Annotated in this window: 19 protein-coding genes; 10 read left to right on the forward strand and 9 right to left on the reverse strand. The window is 59.9% G+C overall.

Annotated elements, in window-relative coordinates; translation table 11 throughout:
• Positions 1-140 precede the first annotated feature (140 nt).
• Positions 141-1,787 (reverse strand): alpha-glucan family phosphorylase, encoded by a 1,647-nt coding sequence (gene glgP, locus IC235_RS15600; RefSeq protein WP_191006122.1) that lies wholly within the window; start codon positions 1,785-1,787, stop codon positions 141-143.
• A 617-nt stretch (positions 1,788-2,404) separates the two neighbouring features.
• Between glgP and IC235_RS15605 the strand changes: the two genes are divergently transcribed.
• The 8 genes from IC235_RS15605 (at position 2,405) to IC235_RS15640 (ending at position 12,841) form a co-directional block, all read left to right on the forward strand.
• A complete protein-coding gene (locus tag IC235_RS15605; protein WP_223847338.1) occupies positions 2,405-3,796 on the forward strand; it encodes a hydrolase in 1,392 nt (463 codons plus the stop codon).
• Between the two features lie 182 nt (positions 3,797-3,978).
• A complete protein-coding gene (locus IC235_RS15610) occupies positions 3,979-5,865 on the forward strand; it encodes an alpha-amylase family glycosyl hydrolase (RefSeq protein ID WP_191006124.1) in 1,887 nt (628 codons plus the stop codon).
• 69 nt (positions 5,866-5,934) lie between these two features.
• Positions 5,935-6,318 carry a GxxExxY protein gene (locus IC235_RS15615; protein WP_191006125.1) on the forward strand — a complete coding sequence of 128 codons (384 nt, stop codon included), beginning with the start codon at positions 5,935-5,937 and terminating at the stop codon, positions 6,316-6,318.
• Between the two features lie 74 nt (positions 6,319-6,392).
• A complete protein-coding gene (locus tag IC235_RS15620; protein ID WP_191006126.1) occupies positions 6,393-7,100 on the forward strand; it encodes an SDR family oxidoreductase in 708 nt (235 codons plus the stop codon).
• A 231-nt stretch (positions 7,101-7,331) separates the two neighbouring features.
• Complete coding sequence (locus tag IC235_RS15625) at positions 7,332-8,144, forward strand: hypothetical protein (RefSeq protein WP_191006127.1); 813 nt, start codon at positions 7,332-7,334, stop codon at positions 8,142-8,144.
• A 139-nt stretch (positions 8,145-8,283) separates the two neighbouring features.
• Positions 8,284-10,107, forward strand: coding sequence for an alpha-amylase family protein (locus IC235_RS15630; protein ID WP_191006128.1), 1,824 nt, complete (start codon positions 8,284-8,286; stop codon positions 10,105-10,107).
• A gap of 108 nt (positions 10,108-10,215) precedes the next feature.
• Positions 10,216-11,625, forward strand: a complete 1,410-nt coding sequence (locus IC235_RS15635; RefSeq protein ID WP_223847339.1) for an MFS transporter — start codon at positions 10,216-10,218, stop codon at positions 11,623-11,625.
• Between the two features lie 115 nt (positions 11,626-11,740).
• Positions 11,741-12,841, forward strand: a complete 1,101-nt coding sequence (locus tag IC235_RS15640; protein ID WP_191006129.1) for a glycosyltransferase — start codon at positions 11,741-11,743, stop codon at positions 12,839-12,841.
• 349 nt (positions 12,842-13,190) lie between these two features.
• Here the strand turns inward: IC235_RS15640 and IC235_RS15645 are convergent, their stop codons facing one another.
• The 5 genes from IC235_RS15645 to thrA form a co-directional block, all read right to left on the reverse strand.
• Complete coding sequence (locus IC235_RS15645) at positions 13,191-14,492, reverse strand: protoporphyrinogen/coproporphyrinogen oxidase (RefSeq protein ID WP_191006130.1); 1,302 nt, start codon at positions 14,490-14,492, stop codon at positions 13,191-13,193.
• Between the two features lie 157 nt (positions 14,493-14,649).
• Positions 14,650-15,375 (reverse strand): c-type heme family protein, encoded by a 726-nt coding sequence (locus IC235_RS15650; RefSeq protein WP_191006131.1) that lies wholly within the window; start codon positions 15,373-15,375, stop codon positions 14,650-14,652.
• A gap of 60 nt (positions 15,376-15,435) precedes the next feature.
• Positions 15,436-16,731, reverse strand: coding sequence for a threonine synthase (gene thrC / locus IC235_RS15655; protein WP_191006132.1), 1,296 nt, complete (start codon positions 16,729-16,731; stop codon positions 15,436-15,438).
• Positions 16,732-16,900: 169 nt separating this feature from the next.
• Complete coding sequence (locus IC235_RS15660; RefSeq protein ID WP_191006133.1) at positions 16,901-17,833, reverse strand: homoserine kinase; 933 nt, start codon at positions 17,831-17,833, stop codon at positions 16,901-16,903.
• 105 nt (positions 17,834-17,938) lie between these two features.
• Positions 17,939-20,377 carry a bifunctional aspartate kinase/homoserine dehydrogenase I gene (gene thrA / locus IC235_RS15665; protein WP_191006134.1) on the reverse strand — a complete coding sequence of 813 codons (2,439 nt, stop codon included), beginning with the start codon at positions 20,375-20,377 and terminating at the stop codon, positions 17,939-17,941.
• A gap of 114 nt (positions 20,378-20,491) precedes the next feature.
• On the opposite strand from thrA, the gene prfA reads away from it, so the two are divergent.
• Both prfA and IC235_RS15675 read left to right on the forward strand, forming a co-directional pair.
• Entirely contained in the window at positions 20,492-21,565 is a 1,074-nt protein-coding gene (gene prfA, locus IC235_RS15670) for a peptide chain release factor 1 (protein ID WP_191006135.1), read from the forward strand.
• A 230-nt stretch (positions 21,566-21,795) separates the two neighbouring features.
• Complete coding sequence (locus IC235_RS15675; protein WP_191006136.1) at positions 21,796-23,340, forward strand: hypothetical protein; 1,545 nt, start codon at positions 21,796-21,798, stop codon at positions 23,338-23,340.
• Positions 23,341-23,606: 266 nt separating this feature from the next.
• On the opposite strand, the gene IC235_RS15680 is transcribed toward IC235_RS15675, so the two are convergent.
• Genes IC235_RS15680 through gpmI form a run of 3 tightly spaced genes read right to left on the reverse strand, consistent with a single transcriptional unit; the run spans position 23,607 to position 26,186 of the window.
• Positions 23,607-24,236: a hypothetical protein gene (locus tag IC235_RS15680; protein ID WP_191006137.1), complete on the reverse strand. Its 630-nt coding sequence runs from the start codon at positions 24,234-24,236 to the stop codon at positions 23,607-23,609.
• Between the two features lie 4 nt (positions 24,237-24,240).
• Positions 24,241-24,639 carry a VOC family protein gene (locus tag IC235_RS15685; protein ID WP_191006138.1) on the reverse strand — a complete coding sequence of 133 codons (399 nt, stop codon included), beginning with the start codon at positions 24,637-24,639 and terminating at the stop codon, positions 24,241-24,243.
• 20 nt (positions 24,640-24,659) lie between these two features.
• The gene (gene gpmI / locus IC235_RS15690) at positions 24,660-26,186 is read right to left on the reverse strand and encodes a 2,3-bisphosphoglycerate-independent phosphoglycerate mutase (protein ID WP_191006139.1); all 1,527 of its coding nucleotides are present in this window, start codon (positions 26,184-26,186) and stop codon (positions 24,660-24,662) included.
• Positions 26,187-26,386: the final 200 nt, after the last annotated feature.

Raw genomic sequence — 26,386 nt, forward strand, 5'->3', positions numbered from 1 at the left:
TCAGGAAATTGAAATGATAAAGTACCGCGTAATGAAGCGTCAGAGGCTGGGGAGCCGGGCTAAGCCCCGTTCCCCAGCCTCTCAACGCAAGCTCCGCCGCAGCGGTTACTTCACCTCGTTATCACCTCATTCCTTCATGCTTACTTGTAGAGCTGCTCGTAGTATTCCCGGGCCATCCGGCCCGACTCAAATACCGGCTCGACTTCCTTCATGGCCGTTTTGGCCACCTTAAGAAACTGCTTGGGCTGGTCGTAATACATCGGCACCACGGTATTTTCGAGCACGTCGAGCAGGGCCGCGGCTTCCTGCTCGTCTTTGGTGCTCTCGGGCAGGCTCACCTCGGCAATGGGAATCAGGAAGCCGTTTTCGCCGTCGCGGCAGAACTCGGGAATCCAGCCATCAGCAATGCTCAGGTTCACGCAGGCATTCATGGCGGCGGTCATGCCGCTGGTGCCGCTGGCCTCGCGGGGGAAGCGCGGCGTGTTCAGCCACACATCCGAGCCTTTCTTCAGCGCGGCCGACAAGCCCAGTTCGTAGCCCGTGAGCACGGCACAATTTTTCAGCGGAGCCGTGCGCCTGATGATTTCATTGAACAGATCGATGGCGCCCTGATCTTTCGGGTAGGGCTTGCCGGACCAAATCATCTGGATAGGACGCCGGGCATCGGAGGCCAGCTGCACGAACCGGTCGAAGTGGTGCAGGATCAGGTCGGCGCGCTTGTAGGCGGCGAAGCGCCGGGCCCACACGATAGTCAGCACGGCGGGGTCGAACAGGTTGCCGGTTTGGTCCGCCACGATGTCGAAAAGCTGCTTTTTCAGTTCGCGCTTGCGGGCCAGCAGGGCGGTGTCGTCTTTGCTTTTGTGGGCGGTGGCGAGTAGGGGGTCGCGCCAGTAGTTGCCGTTCTGGCTGTTGGTAATGGGGATGATGGGGCAGATGCCTTCGTAGTGGCCCCACATCTCCAGGGCCACGGTGCCGTGGACCTTGCTCACGGCGTTGGCCTTACGCGCGAAGCGCAGGGCCGTGAGGGTGTAGTTCAGGGCGTCGTTCTCGATGCGGGCTACCCGGCGGACTTCCTCCTCGGGCACTGCCCCGAAGAAGCTCATGTCGTTGAGCAGTTGCATCGGGCGCTCCTCGTTGCCGGCCAGCTCGGGGGTGTGCGTGGTAAAGACGAGGCGCTTTTGCACCTCGGCCAGGTTGCGGCCGTACTTTTCGTAGAGATAAAACGCCAGCGGCAGGCCGTGGCCCTCGTTGAGGTGGTACACGTCGGTTTTACGCCCGAGCAGGTCGAGCAGCTTGCCGCCACCCACGCCCAGCAGAATGCTCTGGGCCACGCGCGCCGCCGCGTCCGGGTCGTAGAGGTGGTGCGAAATGGTCCGCGAGATGTAGTCATTCTCCGCGATGTCGGTGGTCAGGAAGAACATCGGCACCGTGCCGAATACCTCCGGTGCCAGGTACAGGGCCTTGACGTGCACGTCGGCGCCGTGAATGGTAATGGGAAACACGAGGCCGGTGTCTTCCAGGAACGAGTAGTGCTTTTGGCGGAACTCGGCCCGCATGCTCTGGTCTTCGTTACGGTCCTGGTCGTAGTAGCCAAAGCTCCACAGAATGCTGATGCCTACCAGATTCTGCTTGAGCTCATAGGCCGAGCGCATGTGCGAACCGGCCAGGAAGCCCAGGCCGCCGGAGTATGTTTTCAATGCTTGGTCGACGGCAAACTCCATCGAGAAATACGCGGCGGCAGTCTTGTATTTAGCAGCCGGGGCGTAAGATTTAAAGGTAAAAGCCATAAAAAATATGATGCGCACGCTACGGCGTCCGCCTGAAAGGAAATGATGCGTTGAAAATATGGGCTGCCAACCCTGGACCGCAGCCCGTTGCGGCCGCAAGGTCCGAAGCATTTGGCTAACAAAGCAAAACCCCAATATTGTCGTTGAGATCCAAGCGGCATTAATGAGACATAACTAGCTAAATATCTAATGGTTGCTCTTGCAAATTGCGCAACGACAGCCTAATGGTGCTGGTCGGTCCGGAGCTTAGAGTGCCTGGGGAAAGTCCAGTTATAGTAGGGTAGGGGGCGGTGACGTGTGGGCGATGAATGTTGCATCTCCGATACGGGCCTAACCCGAGACCTGGTAGCACGAGCGCAGCAGCACCACGCGCTAATTCCGCTTTACATGGTGTAGTAACTGGCGTTTTTATTAAGAAATTAGAATGAACGGGTGTAGCCATCCATCCAGCGCCGCTATCCATTACCTCAGGCAACTATTTGATAATACTATCAATAGCTACGCAGCTAATTAATTTCTCTAGCTTTGGGGCTTCATTTCCAACTTTATATCCCTCCTTTCCGCTCATGCGCATCCCCTTTTCCGCAGGCAGATTAGCCGCGTCGCTCCTTGGCGCTATGCTCTTCGCAAGCTGCTCCAAGTCGGAGCTCACTCCGGGCACGCCGGCCGCAGTCGTTACAAAAACCAACGTTTCGGCTCCCGGCTTTCCCGAAGGATTTGATACGGGCACTAAAACCGCCTACGCCACCGGTAGCGTGACGCTGGGCTCCGGCTCGTGGACCTTGAGCGACGCGCTGCTGGGCACCACCACTGCCGACGCTAAAATCGGCGCCCAGTCCGTTCGGGTGCGCAACAGCGGCTCACTGGGCATGAACTTCGACCTGAGCGACGGCGCCGGCGTCGTGACCGTGGACCACGCCCGGTACGGTACCGACGCGAACGGCACGTGGGAGCTGTGGGCTTCCAACAACAGCGGCGGCAGCTACGCCAAGGTAGGCAGCCCGGTTACCACTGGCTCGACCCTGCAAACCGCCAGCTTCAACGTGAACCTGGCCGGCACCGTGCGCCTGCAAGTGCGCAAAGTCGACGGCACCACTAGCCGCATCAACTTCGACAACATTACAGTGGAGAGCTACGACGGCGGCACCACGCCTCCGCCCACCAGCAGCGCCAAGAAATTCCTGTTCGACGCCTCGCACGCCGAGATGGCCGGCAATGCCGACTGGGTCCTGGATGTGAATGCCGGCCTAACGCCCCGCTACCCCACCCCCGCCGCTTCAGGCATCACCAGCAGCACTCCTGAAACCTACTGGACGGGGGCCGTTTCGGCCTGGGGCGTGGCCCTGGTGAAGCTCGGCCACGAGGTCGAAACCCTGCCCTCGGGCACGGGCATTACCTACGGCGACCCCTCCAACCCCCAGGATTTGGCGAACTACGACGTGTTTGTGGTGGATGAGCCCAACACGCTGTTCGACGCCACCGAGAAAGCCGCCATCGTCAACTTCGTGAAAAACGGCGGCGGCTTGTTCATGATTTCCGACCACAACGTATCGGACCGCAACAACGACGGCTACGATTCGCCGGCTATTTGGAACGACCTGATGGCTAATAACTCGGTGCAAGCCAACCCCTTTGGCTACAGCATTGCCCTCACCAACATCTCGGAGACTAGCAGCAACGTACTGGCCAGCAGCACCAACACCATCCTGCACGGCTCGCAGGGCGACGTGACGCAGCTTAAGTTCAGCAATGGCGCGACGATCAATAAAACCAGCGGCTCGCAGGCGCAGGCCCTGATTTGGCGCAACACCTCGACGCAGGGCCTGAGCAACATCATGTGCGCCAGCAGCACCTACGGGACCGGCCGGGTGGTGGTAGTGACCGACTCCTCACCGGCCGATGACGGCACGGGCAGCCCTGGCAACACGGTGTATCCCGGCTGGACCGAAGTGGCCAGCCACGCTAAGCTGCACCTGAACGCCTCGCTCTGGCTCGCTAAGCAGCAGTAGAAACAACGGGAGGCTCGGCGTGATGCTTTTGCTTGGCCCCACCCAGCCCAGATGATTGGCTGAATAGGATTCTAAAAGCCCGCTACCGGTTTCGGTGGCGGGCTTTTTTGCTGGTCAACACAGTTGCCCGGCGGGATAATCTGCTACTTTCGGATTCCCCGAAGTCTCGATAGCTGTTCATCATGAATCTTTCTTCCTTGCTACCCACCCTGGCCTTGCTGCTAGCTACAGCCCGACTAGCCAGCAGTACTCCGACCTCGGCCACTACCTATCAGGCCCCACCGGCTAAAACGCCCTTCACTCTGCGCATTGACCCCACGTTTTGGTGGGTGGGCATGAAAAACCCCAAGCTGCAACTGCTGGTGCACGGCCCGGGCATTGGAACCGGGCAGGCGATGCTGGCCGCTTATCCGGGCGTGACGTTGGAGAGCGTGCAGAAAGTGAAGAACCCCAACTACTTGGTCGTCAACCTCAACATTGGACCGGAAGCCCAGCCCGGGCAGCTCAGGCTGGCATTCAACGGCCGCCAGAAATGGGCTTACACTTACGAGCTGCGGGCCCGCAACACCGACCCGGACCGCACGCAGGGGCTTACGCAAGCCGATTTCATCTACATGCTCATGCCCGACCGTTTTTCGAACGGCGACCCTAAAAACGATGTGGTCAAGGGCACCCGCGTTAACCACGTAGCCCGCGACTCGATGTATGCCCGCCACGGCGGCGACCTCAAAGGCATTCAGAACCACTTTGCCTACTTCAAGCAGCTGGGAGCCACCGCCATCTGGCCCACGCCGCTGGTCGAAAACGACATGCCCAAAGCCAGCTACCACGGCTATGCTGTAACGGACTGCTACAAGATTGACCCGCGTTATGGTACCAACCAGGAATACGTGGAGTTTGTGCGAGCCGCGCACAGCCAGGGCCTGAAGGTGGTGCAGGACATCGTGCTTAATCACTGGGGCAGCTACCATCACCTGTTTCTCGACCAGCCCGCGGCCGACTGGTTTCACGCTTTCCCCACCTTCACGCGCAGCAACTACAACGCCTACACCCTCAACGATCCGCACGGCTCAACCCTCGACCGCAAGCTGTACAACGACGGCTGGTTCGATACCACCATGCCCGATGTGAACCAGAGCAACCCGCTGGTGGCCACCTATCTGATTCAAAATTTCTTGTGGTGGGTGGAGCTGACCGGGCTCGACGGCTACCGCATCGATACTTACCCGTATTCCAACCCACAGTTTCTGATGGCTTGGGGCCAGGCCATCGCCAGGGAATACCCCAAGCTGACTCTGTTCGGGGAGGCCTTCGAGGCCACCGAAGCCCAGCAGGCTTTCTTCGCCCAGAATATTCTGCCGCCCGTCAACGGCTTCAAGTCGAACCTCCCGGGCGTACTGGACTTCCAGATTGCCTTCGCCATCGGCGACGCGCTCAAGGACGACAGCGGCGACCTCAACAAGCTCTACCGTGCGCTGCAGGCCGACTGGCTCTACCTTGATGCCACCCGCAACGTGCCCTTCCTCGACAACCACGACCTGAACCGCTTTTACTCGGTGATTGGGGAAAACTTTGACAAGTACAAAATAGGTCTGGCCTGGCTGCTCACCTTGCGCGGCACCCCGCAGTTGTACTATGGCACTGAGGTGCTGATGAAGAACTTCGCGAATCCCGACGGTAAGGTGCGCGAGGACTTCCCTGGTGGGTGGGCCGGCGACCCAACCAATTACTTCGTGGCGCGGCCGGGCCCGGCTGGGGCGGCGTTCGACTACGTGAGCAAGCTGGCTAACTACCGCAAAACCCACCCGGTGCTGTCGGGCGGTAAGCTCATGCAGTTTATTCCTCAGGATGGGGTGTATACCTACTTCCGTTACCAGGAGGGCGGCGAGTGCGTGATGATTATTGCCAATAACACTAAGGCGGAAAAGCAGGTGGATGGTACGCGATTCGCCGAGCGGACTAAGGGGTTCTCGTCGGGGGTTGAGGTGGTGAGCGGCGCCGCTATTGCGGATCTGAAGATGTTGCGGGTGCCGGCCTGCACGGCTTGGGTGGTGGAGTTGCGGCGGTAGATTTATATATTTACTCGTTCTGATTTTTTTTCACCGCAGAGGTTTTCGCGGAGGGAACGCAGAGGGGGTATGCATGAGAACGACATTTCTTATTTGATTCGGAAGGCTGCTTACGATGTTCATGTGGCTCTGGGGCCGGGGCTGCTGGAATCTGCCTATGAGGCCGCGTTGACGTATGAGCTGCGGGCGGCTGGCTTGCGGGTGCAGAACCAGGTACCTCTTCCGATGATCTACAAGCAGATACAGCTTGACGTCGGCTACCGACTGGATTTGTGGATTGAGAATAAAGTGGTGGTAGAGCTAAAAACGGTGGACGTCTTGCTGGAGGTCCACCACATGCAGCTGCTAACCTACCTGAAGCTCTCGGGCAATAAGCTCGGCCTCCTGATTAATTTCAACGTAGCTCGTATCAAAGACGGAATAATCCGTAAAGTCAACGGCCTAACGGATTAGAACCCTCTGCGCCCCCTCCGCGAAAACCTCTGCGCCCTCTGCGGTAAAAACACCCCCGGTAAAAACACCCCCTCATGACCGACCTCACCAACCAAGTTGCCATCGTAACCGGAGCCAGCCGCGGCATTGGCCGGGCCGTAGCGCTGCTGCTCGCCCTACAAGGAGCCAAAGTAGTAGCCGTGTCCCGCAGCCAGGACGAGCTGGCCGAGCTCACCCTCAAAACCAAAGGCGTGAGTGTAATCGCCGACGTGGCCGACGACGACGATGCCCGGTACGTGGTCGAAGAAACCCTGCGCCATTTCGGCCGCGTCGACATCCTGGTTTGCAACGCCGGCGTGGGCTCCTTCAATTTGCTTGAACAGGTTAACGCCGCCGAGTGGGACCGCATATTCAACACCAACGTGAAAGGCACGTTCCTGCTCTGCAAAGCCGTCGTGCCTCACTTCAAAGCCCAGCAGAGTGGTCACATCGTGGGCATTGCCTCGGATGTGGCCAAGCGCACCTTCGTCCACGGCTCCGCCTACGGGGCCAGCAAATTTGCCCAGGATGCGCTGCTGGCTACCCTACGCAAGGAGGTACGGCGCCACGGCATTAAAGTAAGCACGATTTACCCGGGCCTGGTTGACACGTATTTCAACGACACCACCCCCGGCAGCGCGGAGGCCGAGAAGACGCACCTGCGCCCCGGCGACGTGGCCCAGGCCGTGCGCTACGTCCTCGAAGCCCCGCCCCACGTAGTAATAGATGAGCTCATGCTGCACCCGCTGACGCAGGACTACTAACGCTTACTGAGGAAGAGGCGGCCGTAAGAAATTTCATTCCGCTGAAGATTACTCGGCGGTACCAAAAAGTCTGAATGATGCCAACAACCCCTGTAACGGTGGCACCAACGCTGAGCAACATAAGGCATACCTTAGTAAGAGCTTATAAAAGCTGGCCAGCTAACTACACAGCCTGATCCGCCATCCACAAACCCACCACCGACATCACCGTGACCCTATCGAGACAAACCTATGTTATTCGAGACCCTGATCCTCCGACCACAATCGGGCGATGTTGATGTCGAGCATGTCAGTGCATGGCTTGATGCCCTCCCATACGCTTTCCGCGACCCCATCGAAGGCGACAGTTGGCACTTGAGCGTGACCCCGCGACTAATGGCGCTGAACAAGCAAGAGCGCATCGCAAATCCGAGCGAGTTTCCACCGGGCATCCGCGTTGCGGTTGCGCCCGATCACGTGTTTATCGCGGCGCGAGCTGATGCTGACGATCTCGCCCGTGGGTTAGAGTTCGTGCAGTGGCTGGTTGCCAACGATAGATGGATGGCCACGGTAGATGGCGTTGACATTGGCTTGATTGATGACCCATGTCGGCTGTCTCCCTCTGGGTTGCCCGACCCAGCGTCGCTGATCGATGACCCCACGTTCCCGCCCATCACTGCTGGCAAGCTAGTCACTTGGAGTACCGACTTGGGCGGTGATGAGCGGACGTTCGTTATCCACTCGTCTGATCGATGGCGGTATGAAACTAGCAAGCGCACGCTCCAAGGACGACTATCGCCAAATGCCATTGTCGCGTGGAATGCTGCGGTGGAAGCGCTAGACCCTGCTGATCCGGAGTTACCCGTTCATCCAGATCCAGCGACTGCGGTCTCGATGGACATGGAAACCCCCGGAGGTTCTGAGTGGGCATACTTCGACACTGTAGCTCCGCCAGCAGCCTATCGACCCATAGTTGAGATGGTTGCACGGTGGATCAATTCGCTCGATCAATGGGTTCCCGGCACACAGGTCGAGGGCATGACTGAGGTCGTATTGATGGAGTAACCTATCTATGGATATCAACAGTGACAAACAAGGTTACCTTTGGCTTGAACCACGCAGTATCGGTACTTTCTGATCCCAACCAACCAGAAAATTGAAAATTTTACATTCTTCCTGACGCAAAGCGTTATCTTGCCGCATCATGAAGAACTTATTATTAGCTGGTGGCCTCCTTACTCTGGCTGCTTTCTCCTTGCCTGCCCCGCCCGTGGACGATAAACGTGCTATTAATGACCCCAATACCACTGCGGAAGTACCGCAGGACAATAAGTTGGTGATCTATCAGCTGCTGCCGCGCCTCTTTGGCAACAAAGTGGCCCTGAACAAGCCCTACGGCACGATCAGGGAAAACGGCTGCGGCAAGTTCAACGACATTAACAACAAAGCCCTCGACGAAATTAAGGCGATGGGCGTGTCGCACGTGTGGTACACCGGCGTGATTGAGCATGCTACCATGACGGACTACACCTCGCAGGGCATACCGGCCGACGATGCGGATGTGGTGAAAGGCCGCGCGGGCTCGCCCTATGCCATCAAGGACTACTACGATGTGGATCCGGATCTGGCGGTGGTAGTCAAAAACCGCATGGTGGAATACGAAGCCCTCATCAAGCGTACCCACGACCACGGCCTGAAGGTGATCATGGACTTCATCCCGAACCACGTGGCCCGCTCGTACCGGTCCGACGCCAAGCCGCAGGGCGTGGTGGACCTGGGCGCCACGGACGATAAAACCAAGGCGTTTGCCCCCAACAATAATTTCTATTACTTGCCCGGAAAAAGCTTCGTGGTGCCCGCCGGCTATAATCCGCTGGGTTCCGCGAAAGGCTTCAAAGAGGACCATAAGTATTCTGAAAATCCGGCCAAAGCCACTGGCAATGACGTTTTTTCGGAAGCTCCCAAAGTCACCGACTGGTTTGAAACCATTAAGCTGAACTATGGCGTCGACTACCTGAACGACCGCAAGCTCTACTTCGAGCCCGTGCCTAATACCTGGAAAAAAATGCGGGACATCCTGCTGTACTGGGCCGGCAAAAACGTGGATGGCTTTCGCTGCGACGTGGCCGAGATGGTACCCGTGGAGTTTTGGGCCTACGTAATTCCCGAGGTAAAAAAGGTGAACCCCAACATCGTATTCATTGCCGAAGCCTACAACCCGAAGGAATACAAAACCTACCTGGACAAGGGCAAATTCGATTTTCTCTACGACAAGGTCGGCTTGTATGATGGCCTGCGCAAGCTGATGCGCCAGGAGGGCACGACTGAGAATATTACCAAAGTGTGGAAGGAGGAAAGCAATGGCTTCTCCTCGCACATGCTGCGCTTCCTCGAAAACCACGACGAGCAGCGCATTGCGTCCAAGGGGTTTGCCGGCGACCCCCGCCGCGCCATCCCGGCCATGACCGTGACTGCCACGCTAGCCAGCGGCCCGGTGATGATTTATTCCGGCCAGGAGGTTGGCGAGCCGGCCCGTGGCGCGGCGGGCTTTAATACCGGCGACGGCCGCACCACCATTTTCGACTACTGGGGCGTGCCCGAACACCAGAAATGGATGAATCAGGGCAAGTTCGACGGGGCCAAGCTCAGTGAGGAACAGAAGAGTCTGCGCGATTTCTACGTGCGCCTGCTGAACCTGACCAATAGCAGCGAAGCCCTGCGCCAGGGCCGTTTCTACGAGCTGCAGGACGCCAACAATTTGGGCAAGGAGTACGACCAACGCTATCTGTACTCCTACCTGCGCTATACCGACAAGCAGCGCTTGCTGATCGTAGTTAACTTCCACGCCGACAAAACGTACCGGCCCGTCATCAATATCCCCGCCGAAGCATTGACGGCCATCGGCCTGGATAACAAGAAGTTCTACATCTATAACAACCTTCTCATGCCCGACGAAGAGCCCCGCAGCACCCTCAACCTGGAGCTGGCGCCGCTTTCGGCCTACGTATTCGAAATAAAATCGCGGTAAAAGGGCGACAGTTACGCTCATAAAGTAGTATGTTTGGAGACTGCGACGCTTCGGGATTCCCGGGGCGGCGCAGTCTCCTTTCTTTTTCGGCAATTCCCACTACCCCCGATGGCATCTGTCGCTGCGGCTTCGGCCTCGAGTACCCGTAAGAAGCCCCGCTTGAGCTTCTGGCAAATTTGGAACATGAGCTTCGGGTTCATGGGCATACAGTTTGGCTTCGCCTTACAGAATGCCAACACCAGCCGCATTTTTTCCAACCTTGGTGCCAATGCCGACGAGATTCCCATTCTATGGGTAGCCGCGCCGCTTACCGGCCTCATCGTGCAGCCCATCATTGGCTACCTCTCCGACCGTACCTGGAGCCCCCGCTGGGGCCGGCGGCGGCCATTTTTTTTAGTTGGCGCCATCCTGGCCTCGCTCGCTATGCTGATCATGCCCAATTCGTCGGCGCTGTGGATAGCGGGGGGCATGCTGTGGATTATGGACGCCAGCATCAACATCAGCATGGAGCCGTTCCGGGCATTTGTTGGCGATATGCTGCCCGCCGAGCAGCATACCAGCGGTTTTGCCATGCAGTCGTTTTTTATTGGCGTGGGGGCCGTGGTCGCGTCGCTGCTGCCTACCATCCTCACCAATTTGGGAGTCGCCAATGAAGCGGCGGCGGGCATTGTGCCCAACTCCGTGAAGTTTGCCTATTATATCGGGGCCGCGGCGTTTTTTGTCTGTGTAATCTACACCGTAATTCGCAGCAAGGAGTATCCGCCGGAGGACATGGAGGCATTCCTCCGCGAGAAAGAACGCGTAACCCTGTTCGAAGGCATCAAGGAAACCTTTACTGGGGTGATGCACATGCCCAAAGTAATGAAGCAGTTGGCTTCGGTGCAGTTCTTTACGTGGTTTGGCTTATTCTGCATGTGGATTTTCACCACTCTGGCCGTCACCAAGCACTTATACCACACTACCGACTCCAAGTCAGCCGCGTTTAACGAGGGGGCTAACTTTGTGGGCGAAGCCTTTGCCATGTACAGCGGCGTATCGGCCGTATTCAGCCTGCTGCTGCCCATCATCGCCCGCAAAGTGAGCCGCAAGCTCACCCACATGCTCTGTCTGATGGCCGGCGGCATCGGCCTTATTTCGGTAGCTTTCATCACCGAGCCCTGGATGTTTCTGATTTCAATGGTGGGGGTCGGCGTGGCCTGGACGTCGATTCTGAGTGTACCCTACGCGATGCTGGCCGGGGCCATCCCGGCTAATAAGATGGGCCATTACATGGGCGTGTTCAATGCCTTTATCGTGTTGCCCCAGGTTTGCGCCTCGCTAGGGCTGCCCGCCATTATGAAGCAGTTTCCCTCCGTCGACCCCCTCAACGTGGTGGTGCTAGGCGGAGTACTGATGATTATTGGCGCCCTGCTCACGCTCCGCGTTTCCGACAATGAGAAAATCCGCCTGCCCATCGAAGGGGAGCAGGGGCTGGCTCCCGCCTACGAAAGCCCAGCTACCCCGGCCCCCAGCGTATAATTGGGTGTTTATCCCTGCGTACTTCTACGGTCATTCTGCGGAATCCCCGCACTTATTCTTGTAACGGCCACTAGCCCTGCGCACGTATCCTGAAGGCTCACCTTTCGGGTTTCGTATGCTGCTAGTGGCTATTTTCTTTGGATTGTTTTTTGGGATTTGCCTGGCAATACTGCTCTGGCCACGGCCCCGGGCCAAACAGCGCGGGCCGGTCCGGATGGGCCGGCCACGGGTGAGCATTCTGGTGGCAGCCCGCAACGAGGAAGCCTGCATTGAGCGCTGCCTGCGTGCGCTGGCGGCCCAGAATTACCCCGCCAGCCGCCTGGAAATCCTCATTGCCGATGATGGCTCGACCGACAATACCGCGGCGGTAGTCCGGGCCTTTATCGCCGACAAGCCTCAGTTTCGATTGCTGTCGGTGCAACACCGTCTGGGGGGCATCAAGGGCAAGACCAACGCCCTGGCCCACCTCTGCCGGGCGGCCCGCGGCGACTACTTCTTGTTCACTGATGCCGACATGGCCGTGGCCCCCGATTGGACCGCGACCATGCTGGCGGCGGCCACGCCGGGGGTAGGCATCGTCACGGGCATTACGACGGCCGCGGGCAGCCTATTCGGACGCTTGCAGGGGCTGGATTGGCTTTTTGGCCTCAACCTCATCCGCCTGCTGGCCGACCAGGGCCTGCCCAGCACCACCATCGGCAACAACATGCTCGTAACCCGCGCCGCCTACACCGACGTGGGCGGCTTCGAGGGCATGGCTTTCCGCACCAACGAGGACCTGCAGCTTTTTCGGCACGTCAGGGCCAAGGGCTGGGGCTTTCGCAACCTCTGCTCGCCGGAGGTGCTGGGCATTTCGGAGCCGCAACCCACCGTGGCCGCGCTGCTCGAGCAGCGCAAGCGCTGGATGAAAGGCGCCACTGGCCTGCCGTGGTACCTCACGGGGCTGTTTGGCATGTACGGAGCCTTTTACGCGGTGCTGTTTTGGCCCGGGCTGCTGCCCCTGGACCTCATCGTAGCGATATACAGCGGCAAAGTTCTGCTACAAAGCCTGTTTTTGCATTTAACTCTTCGTCAGGTAGGGCGCCGCGAGCGGCTGGGGGTGCTACTGCTTTACGAACCGTATTTGTGCGTGATGTCGCTGTCGGTACTGGCCTACACCTTTTGGCCAAGCCCCGTGGAATGGAAGCAGCGCAGCTACACCTGGGCCGAAGCGTAACGCCTGATGCGGGAACCTCATGTGCCCCCTACGGGACGGGCCCCCGTTCGCTTCATGCACGAAGCCACAGTAGAGGAGACTAACGCTCAAACAGTGGCGGAATGAAGGGCTCTTTTAGAGCGGTTCTCCAGTCAGGGTATGGTTTTTTAGGAATTAAAAATGAAGAATTAAAAATCAGCTGGTCCATTTTTAATTCTTCATTTTTAATTTTTAATTATGTTCCCCTAGGCGGGAAATGCTCTAATTCTCAGAGCGGAACTTAATGGTGCGATACAGACCCGGAAGCGGCGCTAATGTTGAGGGGGTGTTCGGCAGTAGATTTATACTTACCTGACTTATGCTTTCCTGACTACCGTTCGGCAATCAGCATCTCGGCAACTTCGCGGCCCGTAGCCAACGCGGCGTTCAGCGAGGGGTACGCCGACCAGTCGCCGCAACGGTACAAGCCCTCAGCTAGTTTTAAGGAATGCCGCACGGGCTGGTCGGCCAGATATACGGGCAAAGCGGCCGCGATTCGATAGCTGCGCAGGTGCGACCATTGCCGCGCGGCGGGGCCGAACCAGGCGGTCAGCTCTTCGCGCAGGCTGGAAGTCAGCTCGGTTTCGGTCAGGTGGTGTTCGCCGTGGGTGCTTACCGACACCAGCGCCCGGCCCGCCGGGGCGTAAGCGGGGCTCACGTCGGCAGGAAAGCTGACGTTGTGCGCTAGTGCGCTGCGCTGAGCATTGAGGCGCAGCAATTTATCGCCCCGGCCCGGCGAGTAGCCGTCGGCCGCAAAGTAGGTGCAGGTGGTAATGCGGCCCGCCGGGTGAGCGCTGGCGGCCGGAGTATTCCCAGTGGTGGCGGCGTGGTCGGCGTGGCTGGCCAGCAGGGGTCGGGCCGCGGGGCCGTCGGTGGCCAGCACCACCGCCGCGCCGTCCAGGGCCTTCCCCGAAGCCAGGCGCACTTGCTTACCCTCAACGATAGCTGCTACCAGCGTGTTCAGACGCACTGAGCCACTCGGCAGGCGTGCCGCCAACTGCTCGGGTAGCTGCTGCATGCCCAGGGCCGGCACTACCGCTTCGCCGGTTACGAATTGTTGGAACACGAACTCGAAGAAATTGCTGGCCGTGGTTAAGCTCCGGTCTAAGAAAACACCGCCGAAAAACGGCTCAAAAAATGTGCTTATGATCTGCTCGCTCCAGCCGTAGCGCCGCAAAAATGTTAGGGTATCGGTGGCCGGACGAGCCAGCAATTCCTCGGGGGTGTGCTTGAGCACATGGTGCACTAAACTGAGAATGCGCAGCTTGTCACTCAGGTTGCCCACGGGCGAGGCCAGGGCCGAAAAAGCCGCTAAGGGCCGTTGTAGCGGGCTTTGCAAAGTCGTTTCGCGGCCATCCGGCAGCCGGATAACGGCACCCGACCGGAAGGCCTTCAGGTTTAGCGCCCCGTAATCGAATATGCGCCGGGCCTCGGGGTAGTTGGTGAGCAGCACCTGAAAGCCGCGGTCGAGCCGAAAGCCCTCGGGGGTAAGGTCGGTGCGCACGCGCCCTCCCACGGTGTCGGCCTCATCGAGCACGAGTACCGGCCGGCCCGCCCGGTGCAGCCAGGTGGCGCAGCCCAGGCCCGCCATGCCGGCCCCAATGATGATAATGGGTTTTGAGGAAAGAGTCATGAGTGGAATGGTGGCGCTAAAGCCTTGTTCAGACTAAACAGGGCTGCTTTGGAGCAGTTCTCGCATCGGAGCAAGGAATTAAAAATGAAGAATTAAAAATGTGCTCGTCAAATTTTTAATTCTTCATTTTTAATTTTTAATTCTAAAGGTGGCTAGCTCAAAACAGCTTGGGCAGCTTGTGCTCCCGCCATTTTTTGCGGGTTTTCATCGTCCAGAACTCCGCTACGCCGTCGCGGCGCAGGCTTATTTGCCACGCTCCCATCTGCTGGCCCAGGTGGTAGCCAGTGGCTTGGTCTTGCGGGTACTGTTTCCTGATAAGGGTGTAATCCGCGGCGGTAATGTCTTTGCCCACTTCGCCGTGGCAGCGCAGGCAGAGCGCATTATTCAGCACAATGGGCCGCTGGTAGAAAAACACTTCCTGCGACTCGCGGCTGATGGTACGGGTGGTGTCGGTGCGCATCTGCTCGGTCGGCAGTGTAGCTTGGTGGGCCGGAAGACGGGGCCGCTCACTCACGCGCCGGGGCGTGGCCTTCAGTACACCGGCCAGGGAATCGACCAAGGGGTACGTTTCGGGCCGGCAGAAGGCAGCGGCGCGGGCTACCCCACCCGCCGCGAGCTCACGGCCCAGCGTTTGCCGCAGTAGAGTGTCGGCCGTGGCGGAGAGCGAGTCCCCCGCCCAGCGGGCCGCCCGGAGTAAGTCTTTGGGCATAATGCGCTTCACCTCCCAGTTGGCCGTCTCGATGCCGATGCGCTTGGTGTCTTTGAGGTGTTCAATCTGGTCCGGGCGACAGGCTGCGGCGAGCAGGACTAAGATTAGCACTACGGAGAAACGTGCCGTGGTACCGGCATCGGCGAACTCCGGCCGGGCAGGCCGATTAGGCAAGGATTTCAAGGGTGTTCGTGGCATACGGCGGTACAACCAGGAAGGCGCGGTGGCGCGTTCCTACATCAGGTAAGCTTTCAGCTGTTCGTAATCAACCGCCAACGGCACACTTCGTTTCGGACGGTCTTGCAAGTGCTGCACGGCCGCGGGCAGGGGAATGGTCCGCCCCAAAACCAGCTCGATCACGTTGGGGAATTTAACCGGGTGCGCGGTAGCCAGAATCAGCCCCGGCGCTGCCGGGTGCTGGGCCTGGTAGCGGCGCAGGGCCGTGTAGGCCACGGCCCCGTGCGGGTCCAGCAGGTAGCCATGCTCCTCCCAGGCCGTGCGAATGGCCGCCACGGTATCCGCGTCGCTCACGGTATCGGCGCTGAGCGCTGTGCGCAGCCGACCCAAGTCGTTGTCGAACAGCTCCATAATGCGCGCAAAGTTGCTGGGGTTGCCCACGTCCATGGCGTTCGAAAACGTGGGGATGGCCGCCCGGGGCGTAAACGTGCCGGTGCGCAGGTACGCCGGCACGGGCTCATTGGCATTGCAAGCGGCAATGAAATGGCCCAGCGGCAGGCCCGACGCCTGGGCCAGGAGCCCGGCGCAGAGGTTGCCGAAGTTGCCGCTCGGCACCGATACCACCGGCGCGGGCGCTTGGGCAGGCCACTGCTGCCAGGCGAAGCAGTAGTAGAGCTGCTGCGGCAGCCAGCGGGCCACGTTGATGGAGTTGGCCGAAGTAAGGAAGCGCCGCCGGGCCAGCTCGGGGTCCTGAAACGCCCGCTTCACCAGGGCCTGACAGTCGTCAAACGTGCCGCTCACTTCCAGCGCCGTGATGTTCTGGCCCAGCGTGGTAAGCTGCTGCTCCTGCACGGGGCTCACCTTGCCCGAGGGATAAAGGATAACCACTTCAACGCCCGGCACGCCCAGAAAGCCACTGGCTACCGCACCGCCCGTGTCGCCGGAGGTAGCCACCAGCACCGTTACGGGCGGGGTGTCGCCGTGCTGGGCAAAGTAGCCCAGGCAGCGGCTCATAAACCGCGCTCCCACGTCCTTGAAGGCCAGCGTGGGCCCGTGAAACAACTCCAGCGCCGACACTTCCGGGCCTACCGACACCAATGGAAAGTCAAAGTCTACTGCCTCGGCGCAGATGCGCTGCAAGTCACTGTCGGCGATGGCGGCGCCTACGTAAGGGCGCATTACGTTCAGGGCCACGGTGCTACGACTGAGGCTACGCAGTTCACGCAACAAGCCCCCCGGAAACCTGGGAATGGCTTCGGGAAAGTACAGGCCCCCATCGGGCGCTTGTCCGGTAACGGTAGCCGTGCGAAAATCAACCGGCGGCGACTGGTGGCGGAGGCTGTAGTACTTCATGTAATTATCTGCAGATCAGAATGCGGGAATCAAAAGAAATATCAGGCTGGACCAAGCGCGGCAGCTCACCCCCACTTGGCTGGGCAAATTTTAACGATGAAAAACGCTTTACCGTGTTCAGCCTAACGCCCTCGGGTGGAATCAACGTCCTACCACGCTGGGCAGCTGCTTACGATTCTGAAATAACTCGCGCTCCCTCCGTAGCGACCGGCCCCACGTAGGTATTATAAGCAACGCCTAACTCGGCAAACACGCTGCCGAGCGCGGCACCCACGGACTGGGCAATTGCTTCCGTTTTGTTCAGCATAAAAATAGAGGGCCCCGAGCCTGATATGCCGCCGCCAATGGCCCCGGCCGCCAGGGCCCGCGCCCGCGCCTCCGCCAGCCCCGGAATGAGGGCTTGCCGCGCCGGCTCCACAATGTAGTCGGCCAGCGACCGGCCGATAAGATCGTAGTCGGCGGTTAAAAAGCCCGCTACCAGTCCGGCTACGTTGGCCCACTGTTGCACGGCCAGGCCCAGCGGCACCGTCGCCGGCAGCACTTTCCGGGCCTCTATGGTCTTTACTTCAATTTGAGGGTGCACGACGGCCACCCATAAGGGCGGGGCCGCCAATGCCACGATGTCCAGCGTGGGCTCTAAGGCGCGGACCAGCGTGAAGCCGCCAAACATGGCCGGCGCGATGTTGTCGGCGTGGCGCGCCCCGGAGGCCACGGCCTCGCCCGCCATGGCGAATTCAACGAGCTGCATCTTCGTGAAGCGGTTGCCCAGCAAGGCATTAGCGGCTACTACGCTCCCCACGGCGCTGGCGGCGCTACTGCCGACGCCGCTGCCCGGCCTGATGCCTTTGGTGATTTCTACCTCAAAGCCAATTGCTTCCGGTACCGCGCGCAACAGCGCCAGGAGAGCCACTCCGGCCACGTTGCGGGCCGGGTCGGTGGGCAGATCGTAGGGGTCGAGGTGGCGAATGCGTACGCCCGGTTGCGCGGTTTGCGTGACGCGGATGGCATCGTAGGGGGCTTGGAGGGCCAGGCCCAGCACATCGAAGCCGCAGCCAAGGTTGGAAAGAGTAGCGGGTGAATGAACAAGAACCGAGTGGGGCATACAGTAGCGCGGACTCTGTGAGTCCGCGAGTGAATAATGAATTAAGATGATGCCGTCACACAAGTAGTTGGTGCTTACTCGCGTCGCGGACTCGCAGAGTCCGCGTTACAGGCGGGCGGCGCGGATGATATCGGCGAATACGCCGGAGGCAGTGACTTCGGCCCCGGCCCCGGCTCCCTTTACCACTAGCGGCTGGGCTATGTAGCGGTCGGTGTAGAAGAGCACCACGTTGTCTTTGCCGCGCAGGTCGTACAAATCGTGGCCGAGGGCTACTTGCTGCAGGCCCACCGTGGCCTTGCCGTCGGCGTAGCGCGCCACGAATTTCAGGCGCTTGCCGGCGGCCGTAGCCGCGTCGTAGAGCGCCCGAAAGTGGGCCTCATGCGCGGCCATCTGGGAGTAGAAGGCGGCCACGTCGCCGGCCAGGCAAGCGGGCGGCAGGAAGGGCTCGATTTGTATGTCGCTCATTTCCATTGCCTGACCGGCTTCGCGGGCCAGAATCAGAATTTTGCGGGCTACGTCGCTGCCACTGAGGTCGAGGCGCGGGTCGGGTTCGGTGTAGCCTTCGATTTGGGCCTGGCGCACCACCTCGGCGAAGGGCCGGGTACCGTCGTAGTGGTTAAACACGAAATTTAGGGTGCCCGAAAGCACGGCCTCCATGCGCCGCACGACGTCGCCACTGCGGGTGAGGTCGTTGAGGGTGCCGATGATGGGCAGGGCGGCCCCCACGTTGGTTTCAAACAAGAAGCTGGCGTTGAATTCTTTCGACAGGCTTTTCAGCCGGGCGTAGCTGGCGTAGTCAGAGGAGCACGCTACCTTGTTGCAGGCCACCACGGCTACGCTTTTCTCCAGCAGCTGAGCGTAGCAGCCCGCCGCGGCCGGGTCAGCCGTGACGTCCACGAGGATGGAATTCCGCAGGTTGCGGTCGATGATGAGTTGGGTGAAGTCGGCTAGTGGTAGGGGAGGGGCTTCGCCTAGCTCGGCCGGCCAGGTGGTCAGGTCCAGGCCGGCTTCGTTCACTAGGCAGTGGCGGCTGTTAGCAATGGCCACCACCCGCAGCTGCAGGCCCAGCTTTTCCAGCAGGTGGCGCTGCTGCTGGGCCAACTGCTCCAGCAGCTTGCTGCCCACGTTGCCGGGCCCGAGCAGGAAGAGGTTGACCTGCTTCCCGGTGGCCTCAAAAAAGGCCTCGTGCAGCACGTTGACGGCCTTGCGCACATCAGCCGCCCGAATAACCGTCGAAATATTCTTCTCCGAAGCGCCCTGGGCAGTGGCCCGGATGTTGATGCCGTTCTGCCCCAGGGCCCCGAACAGCTTGCCGCTGATGCCGGGGTGGTCCTTCATGTTCTCGCCCACCAGCGCCACAATAGCCAGCCCGCGCTCGGGCCGCAGGGGCTCGATGCGGCCGGCGGCAATCTCCACGGCAAACTCCTGGTCCACTGCCACCTGAGCGGGCGTGGTGTCCGGCTCATTTACCCCCACGCAAATAGAGTGCTCGGACGAGCTTTGGGTAATGAGCACCACGTTGATGCGCTCGCGGGCCAGGGCCGCGAACAGCCGCATCGAGAAGCCCGGCACGCCCACCATGCCGCTGCCTTCCAGGTTGAGTAGCGCGAGGTTGCCGATGCTGGAGATGCCCTGCACCACGGCGGCCGTACGGGGCGGCTCCACCTCAACCAGCGTGCCGTAGTCGGCGGGCGCGAAAGTGTTTTTTATCCAGAGCGGGATACCACGCCGCATCACCGGCTGAATGGTAGGGGGGTAGAGCACCTTGGCGCCGAAGTGCGACAGCTCCATGGCTTCCTGGTACGAAATGCGCGCGATGGGCCGGGCGCTGCGCACCAGGCGCGGGTCGGCGGTCATCATCCCGCTTACGTCGGTCCAGATTTCCAGCACATGGGCCTTGAGCGCTGCCGCCAGCAGCGCCGCCGTATAGTCGGAGCCGCCCCGGCCCAGCGTGGTGGTTACGCCCTGCGCGTCGGCGCCAATGAAGCCGGGCACCACCCACATTGCGGCGGGGTGTTGTGCGTTGAAACCAGCTACCAGGCGCTCGGTGACGGCCATATCCACCTCGGCCATGCCGAAGCGGGAATTGGTGCGGATGAGCTGCCGGGCATCGGCCCACACGGCGTCCAGTCCTTGGGCCGCCGCTACTGATGCTACTAGGCGCGACGACAGCAATTCGCCGTAGCTCATGAGCTTATCCAGCGTACGGGTGGAGAGCTCTCCCAGAGCGAAGATGCCGTTGCAGAGCTGCCGGAGCTCCTCAAACTGCGCGCGAACCAAGGCCGACTCCGGACCTTGCCCGTCGGCCGACAACTCCTGCGCCACGCCCAAGTGCCGTTCCTCCAGCTGGTTTAGCGTTTCGCGATATGCCCCATCGGCCGTGGCAGCGGCCCGGCCAATACCGATTAGTGCGTCGGTAGTGCCGCCCAGGGCCGACACCACCATTATTACGGGTCCCTGTTTGGCGGCGGCCGCGATGGCAATAGATTTTCGGATATTCTCGGCGGAGGCCACCGACGTGCCGCCAAATTTTAACACTTGCATAAACTCAGGCTACGGGTAGATATTCAGGAGTGGTTCTGAATGAACGTCCGGTCTGTATAGCGGTGTTTAGATTCAGTACCTTTGCAAACTACTGACATAAATACCGAACACCCGATGCTTGACAAATTAGAAGCTATCAGCCAGCGCTACGACAACGTTAACGAAGAGCTGATGCAGCCCGACGTTATGTCGGACCTCAAACGCTATAAGTCACTCAACAAAGAGCTTAAGGAGCTGGGCAAGATTGTGGCCGAATACCGCAAGTACCAGCGCGTGCTCAGCAACATCGAAAACGCCCGCCAGGTAATTGCCACCGAGAAAGACGAAGACTTCCGCCAGATGGCCAAGGACGAGCTCGACGAGCTGCTGCCCGAGCAGGAGCGCCTCGAAGATTCTATCAAAGACCTGTTGCTGCCCAAGGACCCGAACGACTCGAAGGACGTCATCATGGAAATCCGGGCCGGGGCGGGGGGCGACGAGGCCGCGATTTTTGCCGGCGACTTGCAGCGCATGTACATGCGTTTCGCCGAAAAGCAGCACTGGAAGATGGAGCTCATCGATGCCATGGAAGGCACGGCCGGCGGCTACAAGGAAATCATCGTGGCCGTGCGCGGCGAAGACGTGTATGGCAAGCTCAAGTTCGAAAGTGGGGTGCACCGCGTGCAGCGCGTGCCCGCCACCGAAACCCAGGGCCGCATCCACACCAGTGTCGCCTCGGTGGTGGTAATCCCCGAAGCGGAAGAGTTCGACGTTGAGCTGAACATGAGCGACATTCGCAAAGATTACTTCTGCTCCAGCGGCCCCGGCGGGCAGTCCGTCAACACGACTTACTCGGCCGTGCGCCTCACCCACCTGCCCACCGGCCTAGTGGCCCAGTGCCAGGACCAGAAGTCGCAGTTGAAAAATTTCGATAAGGCCCTGGCCGTGCTGCGCTCCCGCGTGTACGAAATGGAGCTGGCGAAGAAAAACGAAGCCGACGGCCTCGTGCGTAAAAGCATGATTGGCGGCGGTGACCGCAGCGATAAAATCCGCACCTACAACTATCCGCAGGGTCGCGTTACCGACCACCGCATCGGCTACACCGTGTACAACCTGGCCAGCGTGATGGAAGGCAACGTGGACGACTTCGTGGAGCAGCTTCGCCTGGCCGAAAGCGCGGAGCGCCTGCAGGAGGGTGTAACCAAATAATGTTATGGCCTGGCGGATAGAATCATTGAACAACTTCATTCCGGCAGAACGTACTGTTTGCCCGCAACGCGGCCGTGCTCCGAAGAGTAGCCTGGCCCCCGACATCCCACCGTTCGCCTTCACACTTTTCGCCGGCTTCCTGCGTTCATTGCCCCAACCACTCCCGCGGCTGCGAAGCAGTCGCATCCTCTCCTTGGTCAGCTAAGGAGGGAGAGCCTGACGTTCCCTATATGCGCTACATCTTCCCGCTGTTCCTCCTCCTGAGCTGCTTGCTAACCTTCCTGCCTAGCTGTGAGCCGAAGGAAGACTTGCTGCAAACTTCCGGCAGCCTGGAACTGAGCGCTGATACGGTCCTGTTCGACACGGTCTTCACCACGATCAAGACCGTCACCAAACGCCTGTGGGTGTACAACCGCAACAGCGGCGCGGTAAAAACCGACGTGAGCCTGACTGGCACGGCCGGGAATACTTATTCACTGATTATCAACGGCGACGCCGGGCCTGCCGCTCAAGTAACCATCCGAGGCAAGGACAGCCTGCTGGTGCTAGTGCGGGCCGTGCTGGGTGATAATGGCCAAGCCACCACCCCCAAACAATTTCTGGTCACCGACGAGCTGCATTTCCGGACCAACGGCGCTGATCAGAACGTGAAGCTGGTGGCCTACGGCCAGAATGCCTACTTCCACCGGGCCGATATCATTACCGAGAACACTACCTGGCGCACCGATAAGCCCCACGTCATCATCAACGCCGATTACCTGATTCAAGGCAGGAAATATCCCGTCGGGGTGATTGTGCTGGAGGGCGTCACGCTACGAATTCCCAAGGGGGCCCGCATCTACTCCCACGCCGGGGCCTACCTGCAGGTGAATGGTACGCTGCTGGTAAACCAGGACTTCATCCCGGGGAGCCTCCCCACGGATACGGTGAAGGCCACCAATCCCAACATCGTGCGCTTTCAGGGCGACCGGTTGGAGCCGCTTTACGCCAACACCCCCGGCCAGTGGGGTGGCATCGTGTTCACCAGTACCAGCCGGGGCAACCGCATTCGCTACGCCGAAATCAAGAACGCCACCGTCGGGGCCCTGCTCTACAACCGGGAGGCCGAACCCACGCACCCCGACTTAAGCCTGGACAACACTACTATCCAGAACATCTCCGGCGCTAAACTCTCCTTCGCCAATGCCTCGGCCAGTACCGGCGGCGGCATTATCAGCTACTCCGGCGACGTGAAGGCCACCAACTGCCTGTTCAGCAACTGCGGCGAGTATGCGCTGGTGGGCATAGGCGGGGTGTACGACATCAACTTCTGCACCATCGCCAACTACACCCCCTCGTTTCGGCGCGAAACGTCTTCGCTCACGTTCACCAACGCCGATAACTACAAGCCCATGGTGAAGCTGCCCATGAACGTCACCGTTCGTAATTCCATCGTCTGGGGCTCATTCGAAGAAGAATTATTCCTCGATAACAATGCCGACTATCCGTTCAGCATCACTAATACCCTGCTGCGCACGCAAGAGTACAAAGCAGCCACCAGCACCCCCGGCAAGCCGGGGCTGAATGCTCCAGGCAATCGTAATTTAATTAACGTCGACCCCCTGTTTAAGCGCACTTCTCTTAGCAGCAGCCAGCCCAGCTATATCCTCCAAGCTTCATCGCCGGCCGAGGCTCGCCGAAGCACACCCACCGGAATGGGTAATCCTAACCGGGATTTGCTGAACCTGGTGCGCCAGGCCCAGCCCAGCCTGGGAGCTTACGAGTTCCCGCTGTAGAAGTGGCCTGAGCGGTTGAGCCGGCCGCAGGCGCGACCCCATATTAGAGCGGTTCTCCAGTCAGGGTACGGTTTTTTAGGAATTAAAAATGAAGAATTAAAAATTGACCAGCACATTTTTAATTCTTCATTTTTAATTTTTAATTCCTTTCTCTTATGCGAGAGCTGCTCTAAGGTGTCTTTCAGCGGTTGGGTAGCCGGTTGAGGCAATAAAGAGCTTCCGCGACCAGTCGTATTTCCTAACTTCTTTACGGGCGCGACGGGTGGTTATTCTACTTGCCCAGCCGCCGCGTAATGCAGGGTGTCAAACAATACCAGCTTCTGCGTTCCTACTACCTCATAGCTCCGCAGCTGCCCATTTTGAAGCTTAAAGCGCAGCTGCTTTCGAGCCGAAAACAAGGGATTATTTTGCACGATGGTGGCGGCTACTTCCTGGGCAGTAGCTCCCTGCTGCACCACCGTGAGGCGGACCACGGGCGCATTAGGCTGCGCGAGCCGCCGGGTGTACGTGTAGCGCAGTAGCCCGCCCGGCAGCGCCGCCGAATCCACGGCGTAAGCCCCGCGCAGCGCGGCCTTGTTGATGTCGGCCTGGAAGAAAACCTGCAGCTCGTCGGCCCATTTCACGGCGGGCACGCGGACGGTTTCGGGCGCCTGGCCGCGCAGGCTTACGCGCTTGGTTACGGCGGCGTGACGCCGGCCCAGCTGTTCCACTTGCTGAGTCAGTAGCCCTTTAACATCAAAGTAAAGGGGGCGCCGGGCGGGCCGGGCGCCGGGGTTAGTATCGCCGCAGCCGGCCAGCAACAGGCCTAACAGGCCCAACGCAAGGCGGCCGGCGCCCAAGGAGCCGGGTCTGGAGCCGCCGCTAATCAGTCGGGGCTGCTTTCGGTAATCAGTCAAACAATTACTCAATGCGTACAGGCTCTAGAAGGTCCCACTTGTTGCCGTACAAATCCTGGAACACCGCCACCGTCCCGTAGGGCTCCTGGCGGGGTTCCTCGTCAAATACCACCCCTTGCGCTTGCATCGCGTGGAAGTCCCGCCAAAAGTCATCGGTGTGTAAAAACAGAAACACCCGGCCCCCGGCTTGCCGGCCGATGCTCAGCGCTTGCTCCGGGCCATCGGCCTGCGCTAGCAGCAGGTGGGTTTCCGTCGCGCCCGGCGGGCAGAGTACTACCCAGCGCTTGGTCGGGCTCAGCACAGTATCGGCCACGACCCGGAACCGCAGCCGCTGCGTGTAGAAGGCAATGGCCTCGTCGTAGTCGCGGACCAGCAGCGCCACCGCGCCCAGATGCTGTTTCATGTTGCGCCGGCGGGCCGAAGTTAAGGGCGTAGTAGGCTGATGCCGGTCATCTCCACCGGCTTGGGCAAGCCCATCAGCTCGAGGATGGTAGGCGCTAGGTCGCCGAGCTTGCCGTCGGCCAGCGTACCGCGGTAGTCGTTATCAACCAGAATGCAGGGTACCAGGTTGGTAGTGTGGGCAGTGTTGGGCGAGCCGTCGGCATTGCGCATGAACTCGGCGTTGCCGTGGTCGGCAATGATGATGCTGGCGTAGCCGGCCGCCCGGGCCGTTTCCACCACGGCGCGGGCGCAGGCATCCGTTGTTTCCACGGCCTTCACCACGGCCTCGAACACCCCGGTGTGGCCCACCATGTCGGGGTTGGCGAAGTTCAGCACCACGAAGTCGGCCGATCTGGCTTGCAGCTCCGGCACGATGGCTTCGACCAACTCGGCGGCGCTCATCTCGGGCTGCAGGTCGTAGGTGGCGACTTTGGGCGACGCCCGCAGGATGCGCGTTTCGCCTTCGAACGTATTTTCGCGGCCACCCGAGAAGAAGAACGTCACGTGGGGGTACTTCTCCGTTTCGGCGATGCGAATCTGGGTTTTATGATTGGCCGCCAGTACCTCTCCCAGGGTATTGTTCAGGTTATCCTTATCAAAGATGGGCTGCACGCCCACGAAGGTATCGTCGTAATTGGTGAGGGTGAGGTAGTGCAGGTTCAGGCGCTGCATCTGGAAGGCGTGCAGGTCCTGCTGGGTTAGCACTTCGGTAATTTCACGGCCGCGGTCGGTGCGGAAGTTAAAGCACAGCACCACGTCGCCTTCCTGAATGGTGGCCAGCGGCTGGCCGTCGGCCCCGGCTTTCACGATGGGCTTCAAAAACTCGTCCGTGACGCCTTCCTTGTACTGCTCCTGGATAGTCTGGATGAGGTTGTGCGAGAATGTGCCGACGCCGTGCACGAGCAAGTCGTACGCCACCTTCACCCGCTCCCAGCGGCGGTCGCGGTCCATGGCGTAGTAGCGGCCCACTACCGAGGCGATTTTGGCGCCGCTGCGCTCCACGTACTGCTCCAGCTCATTCACGTAGCGCACGCCGCTTTTGGGGTCGGTATCGCGGCCGTCGGTGAAGGCGTGCACGAACACGCGTCGCACGCCGGCTTCGTGGGCAATGGTGCACAGGGCTTTCACGTGGTCGATGTGCGAGTGCACGCCGCCATCCGACAGCAAGCCAATCAGGTGCAGGGGCTTGTCGTTGGTAATGGCATAGTCGAACGCCTTCGCCAAGGCTGGCATCTGCCCCAGCTTACGCTCCCGGATGGCCTTGCCAATGCGCACCAGCTCCTGGTCGACTACGCGGCCGGCCCCAATGTTCATGTGGCCTACTTCCGAGTTGCCCATCTGACCTTCGGGCAGCCCCACGGCTTCGCCCGAAGCTTGCAGCCTGCTGTGCGGGTATCGCTGTAGCAGCTCGTGGTAAAACGGCGTCTTAGCCGCATCCACTGCCGAAACCGCCGTATTCTGAGGGATTCCCCAGCCATCCAGAATCACCAACAAAACCTGTTTACTCATGGCGCAAAGATACGTCCGCCCGGTTCATGGGTTGGCACTATCTAGCCTAAGTGCTCCGCTAATTTAGGCGGACTATTACTAAATTTAGCCAGCTAACGCCGAGCTCGCCCTAGTTCCTGGCACCATTTTAGCTTTTACCTCTACCGCGGATGACGCACTTACTATTTTCTACTAAATGAAACGCTATTTTTTAAGAACCT

This window comes from Hymenobacter montanus (assembly GCF_014699115.1).
GTDB classification, from domain to species: Bacteria; Bacteroidota; Bacteroidia; order Cytophagales; family Hymenobacteraceae; genus Hymenobacter; species Hymenobacter montanus.

What these genes read in the sequence shown, in the direction of transcription:
- IC235_RS15605 (WP_223847338.1), top strand. Translation starts at nt 2,405, where the DNA reads ATGCTCTTCGCAAGCTGCTCCAAGTCGGAGCTCACTCCGGGCACGCCG.
- thrA (WP_191006134.1), bottom strand. Translation starts at nt 20,377, where the DNA reads ATGCAAGTGTTAAAATTTGGCGGCACGTCGGTGGCCTCCGCCGAGAAT.
- IC235_RS15660 (WP_191006133.1), bottom strand. Translation starts at nt 17,833, where the DNA reads ATGCCCCACTCGGTTCTTGTTCATTCACCCGCTACTCTTTCCAACCTT.
- IC235_RS15615 (WP_191006125.1), top strand. Translation starts at nt 5,935, where the DNA reads ATGCATGAGAACGACATTTCTTATTTGATTCGGAAGGCTGCTTACGAT.
- IC235_RS15675 (WP_191006136.1), top strand. Translation starts at nt 21,796, where the DNA reads ATGCGCTACATCTTCCCGCTGTTCCTCCTCCTGAGCTGCTTGCTAACC.
- IC235_RS15630 (WP_191006128.1), top strand. Translation starts at nt 8,284, where the DNA reads ATGAAGAACTTATTATTAGCTGGTGGCCTCCTTACTCTGGCTGCTTTC.
- IC235_RS15610 (WP_191006124.1), top strand. Translation starts at nt 3,979, where the DNA reads ATGAATCTTTCTTCCTTGCTACCCACCCTGGCCTTGCTGCTAGCTACA.
- IC235_RS15685 (WP_191006138.1), bottom strand. Translation starts at nt 24,639, where the DNA reads ATGAAACAGCATCTGGGCGCGGTGGCGCTGCTGGTCCGCGACTACGAC.
- IC235_RS15625 (WP_191006127.1), top strand. Translation starts at nt 7,332, where the DNA reads ATGTTATTCGAGACCCTGATCCTCCGACCACAATCGGGCGATGTTGAT.
- IC235_RS15640 (WP_191006129.1), top strand. Translation starts at nt 11,741, where the DNA reads ATGCTGCTAGTGGCTATTTTCTTTGGATTGTTTTTTGGGATTTGCCTG.
- gpmI (WP_191006139.1), bottom strand. Translation starts at nt 26,186, where the DNA reads ATGAGTAAACAGGTTTTGTTGGTGATTCTGGATGGCTGGGGAATCCCT.
- prfA (WP_191006135.1), top strand. Translation starts at nt 20,492, where the DNA reads ATGCTTGACAAATTAGAAGCTATCAGCCAGCGCTACGACAACGTTAAC.
- IC235_RS15635 (WP_223847339.1), top strand. Translation starts at nt 10,216, where the DNA reads ATGGCATCTGTCGCTGCGGCTTCGGCCTCGAGTACCCGTAAGAAGCCC.
- thrC (WP_191006132.1), bottom strand. Translation starts at nt 16,731, where the DNA reads ATGAAGTACTACAGCCTCCGCCACCAGTCGCCGCCGGTTGATTTTCGC.
- IC235_RS15620 (WP_191006126.1), top strand. Translation starts at nt 6,393, where the DNA reads ATGACCGACCTCACCAACCAAGTTGCCATCGTAACCGGAGCCAGCCGC.
- glgP (WP_191006122.1), bottom strand. Translation starts at nt 1,787, where the DNA reads ATGGCTTTTACCTTTAAATCTTACGCCCCGGCTGCTAAATACAAGACT.
- IC235_RS15645 (WP_191006130.1), bottom strand. Translation starts at nt 14,492, where the DNA reads ATGACTCTTTCCTCAAAACCCATTATCATCATTGGGGCCGGCATGGCG.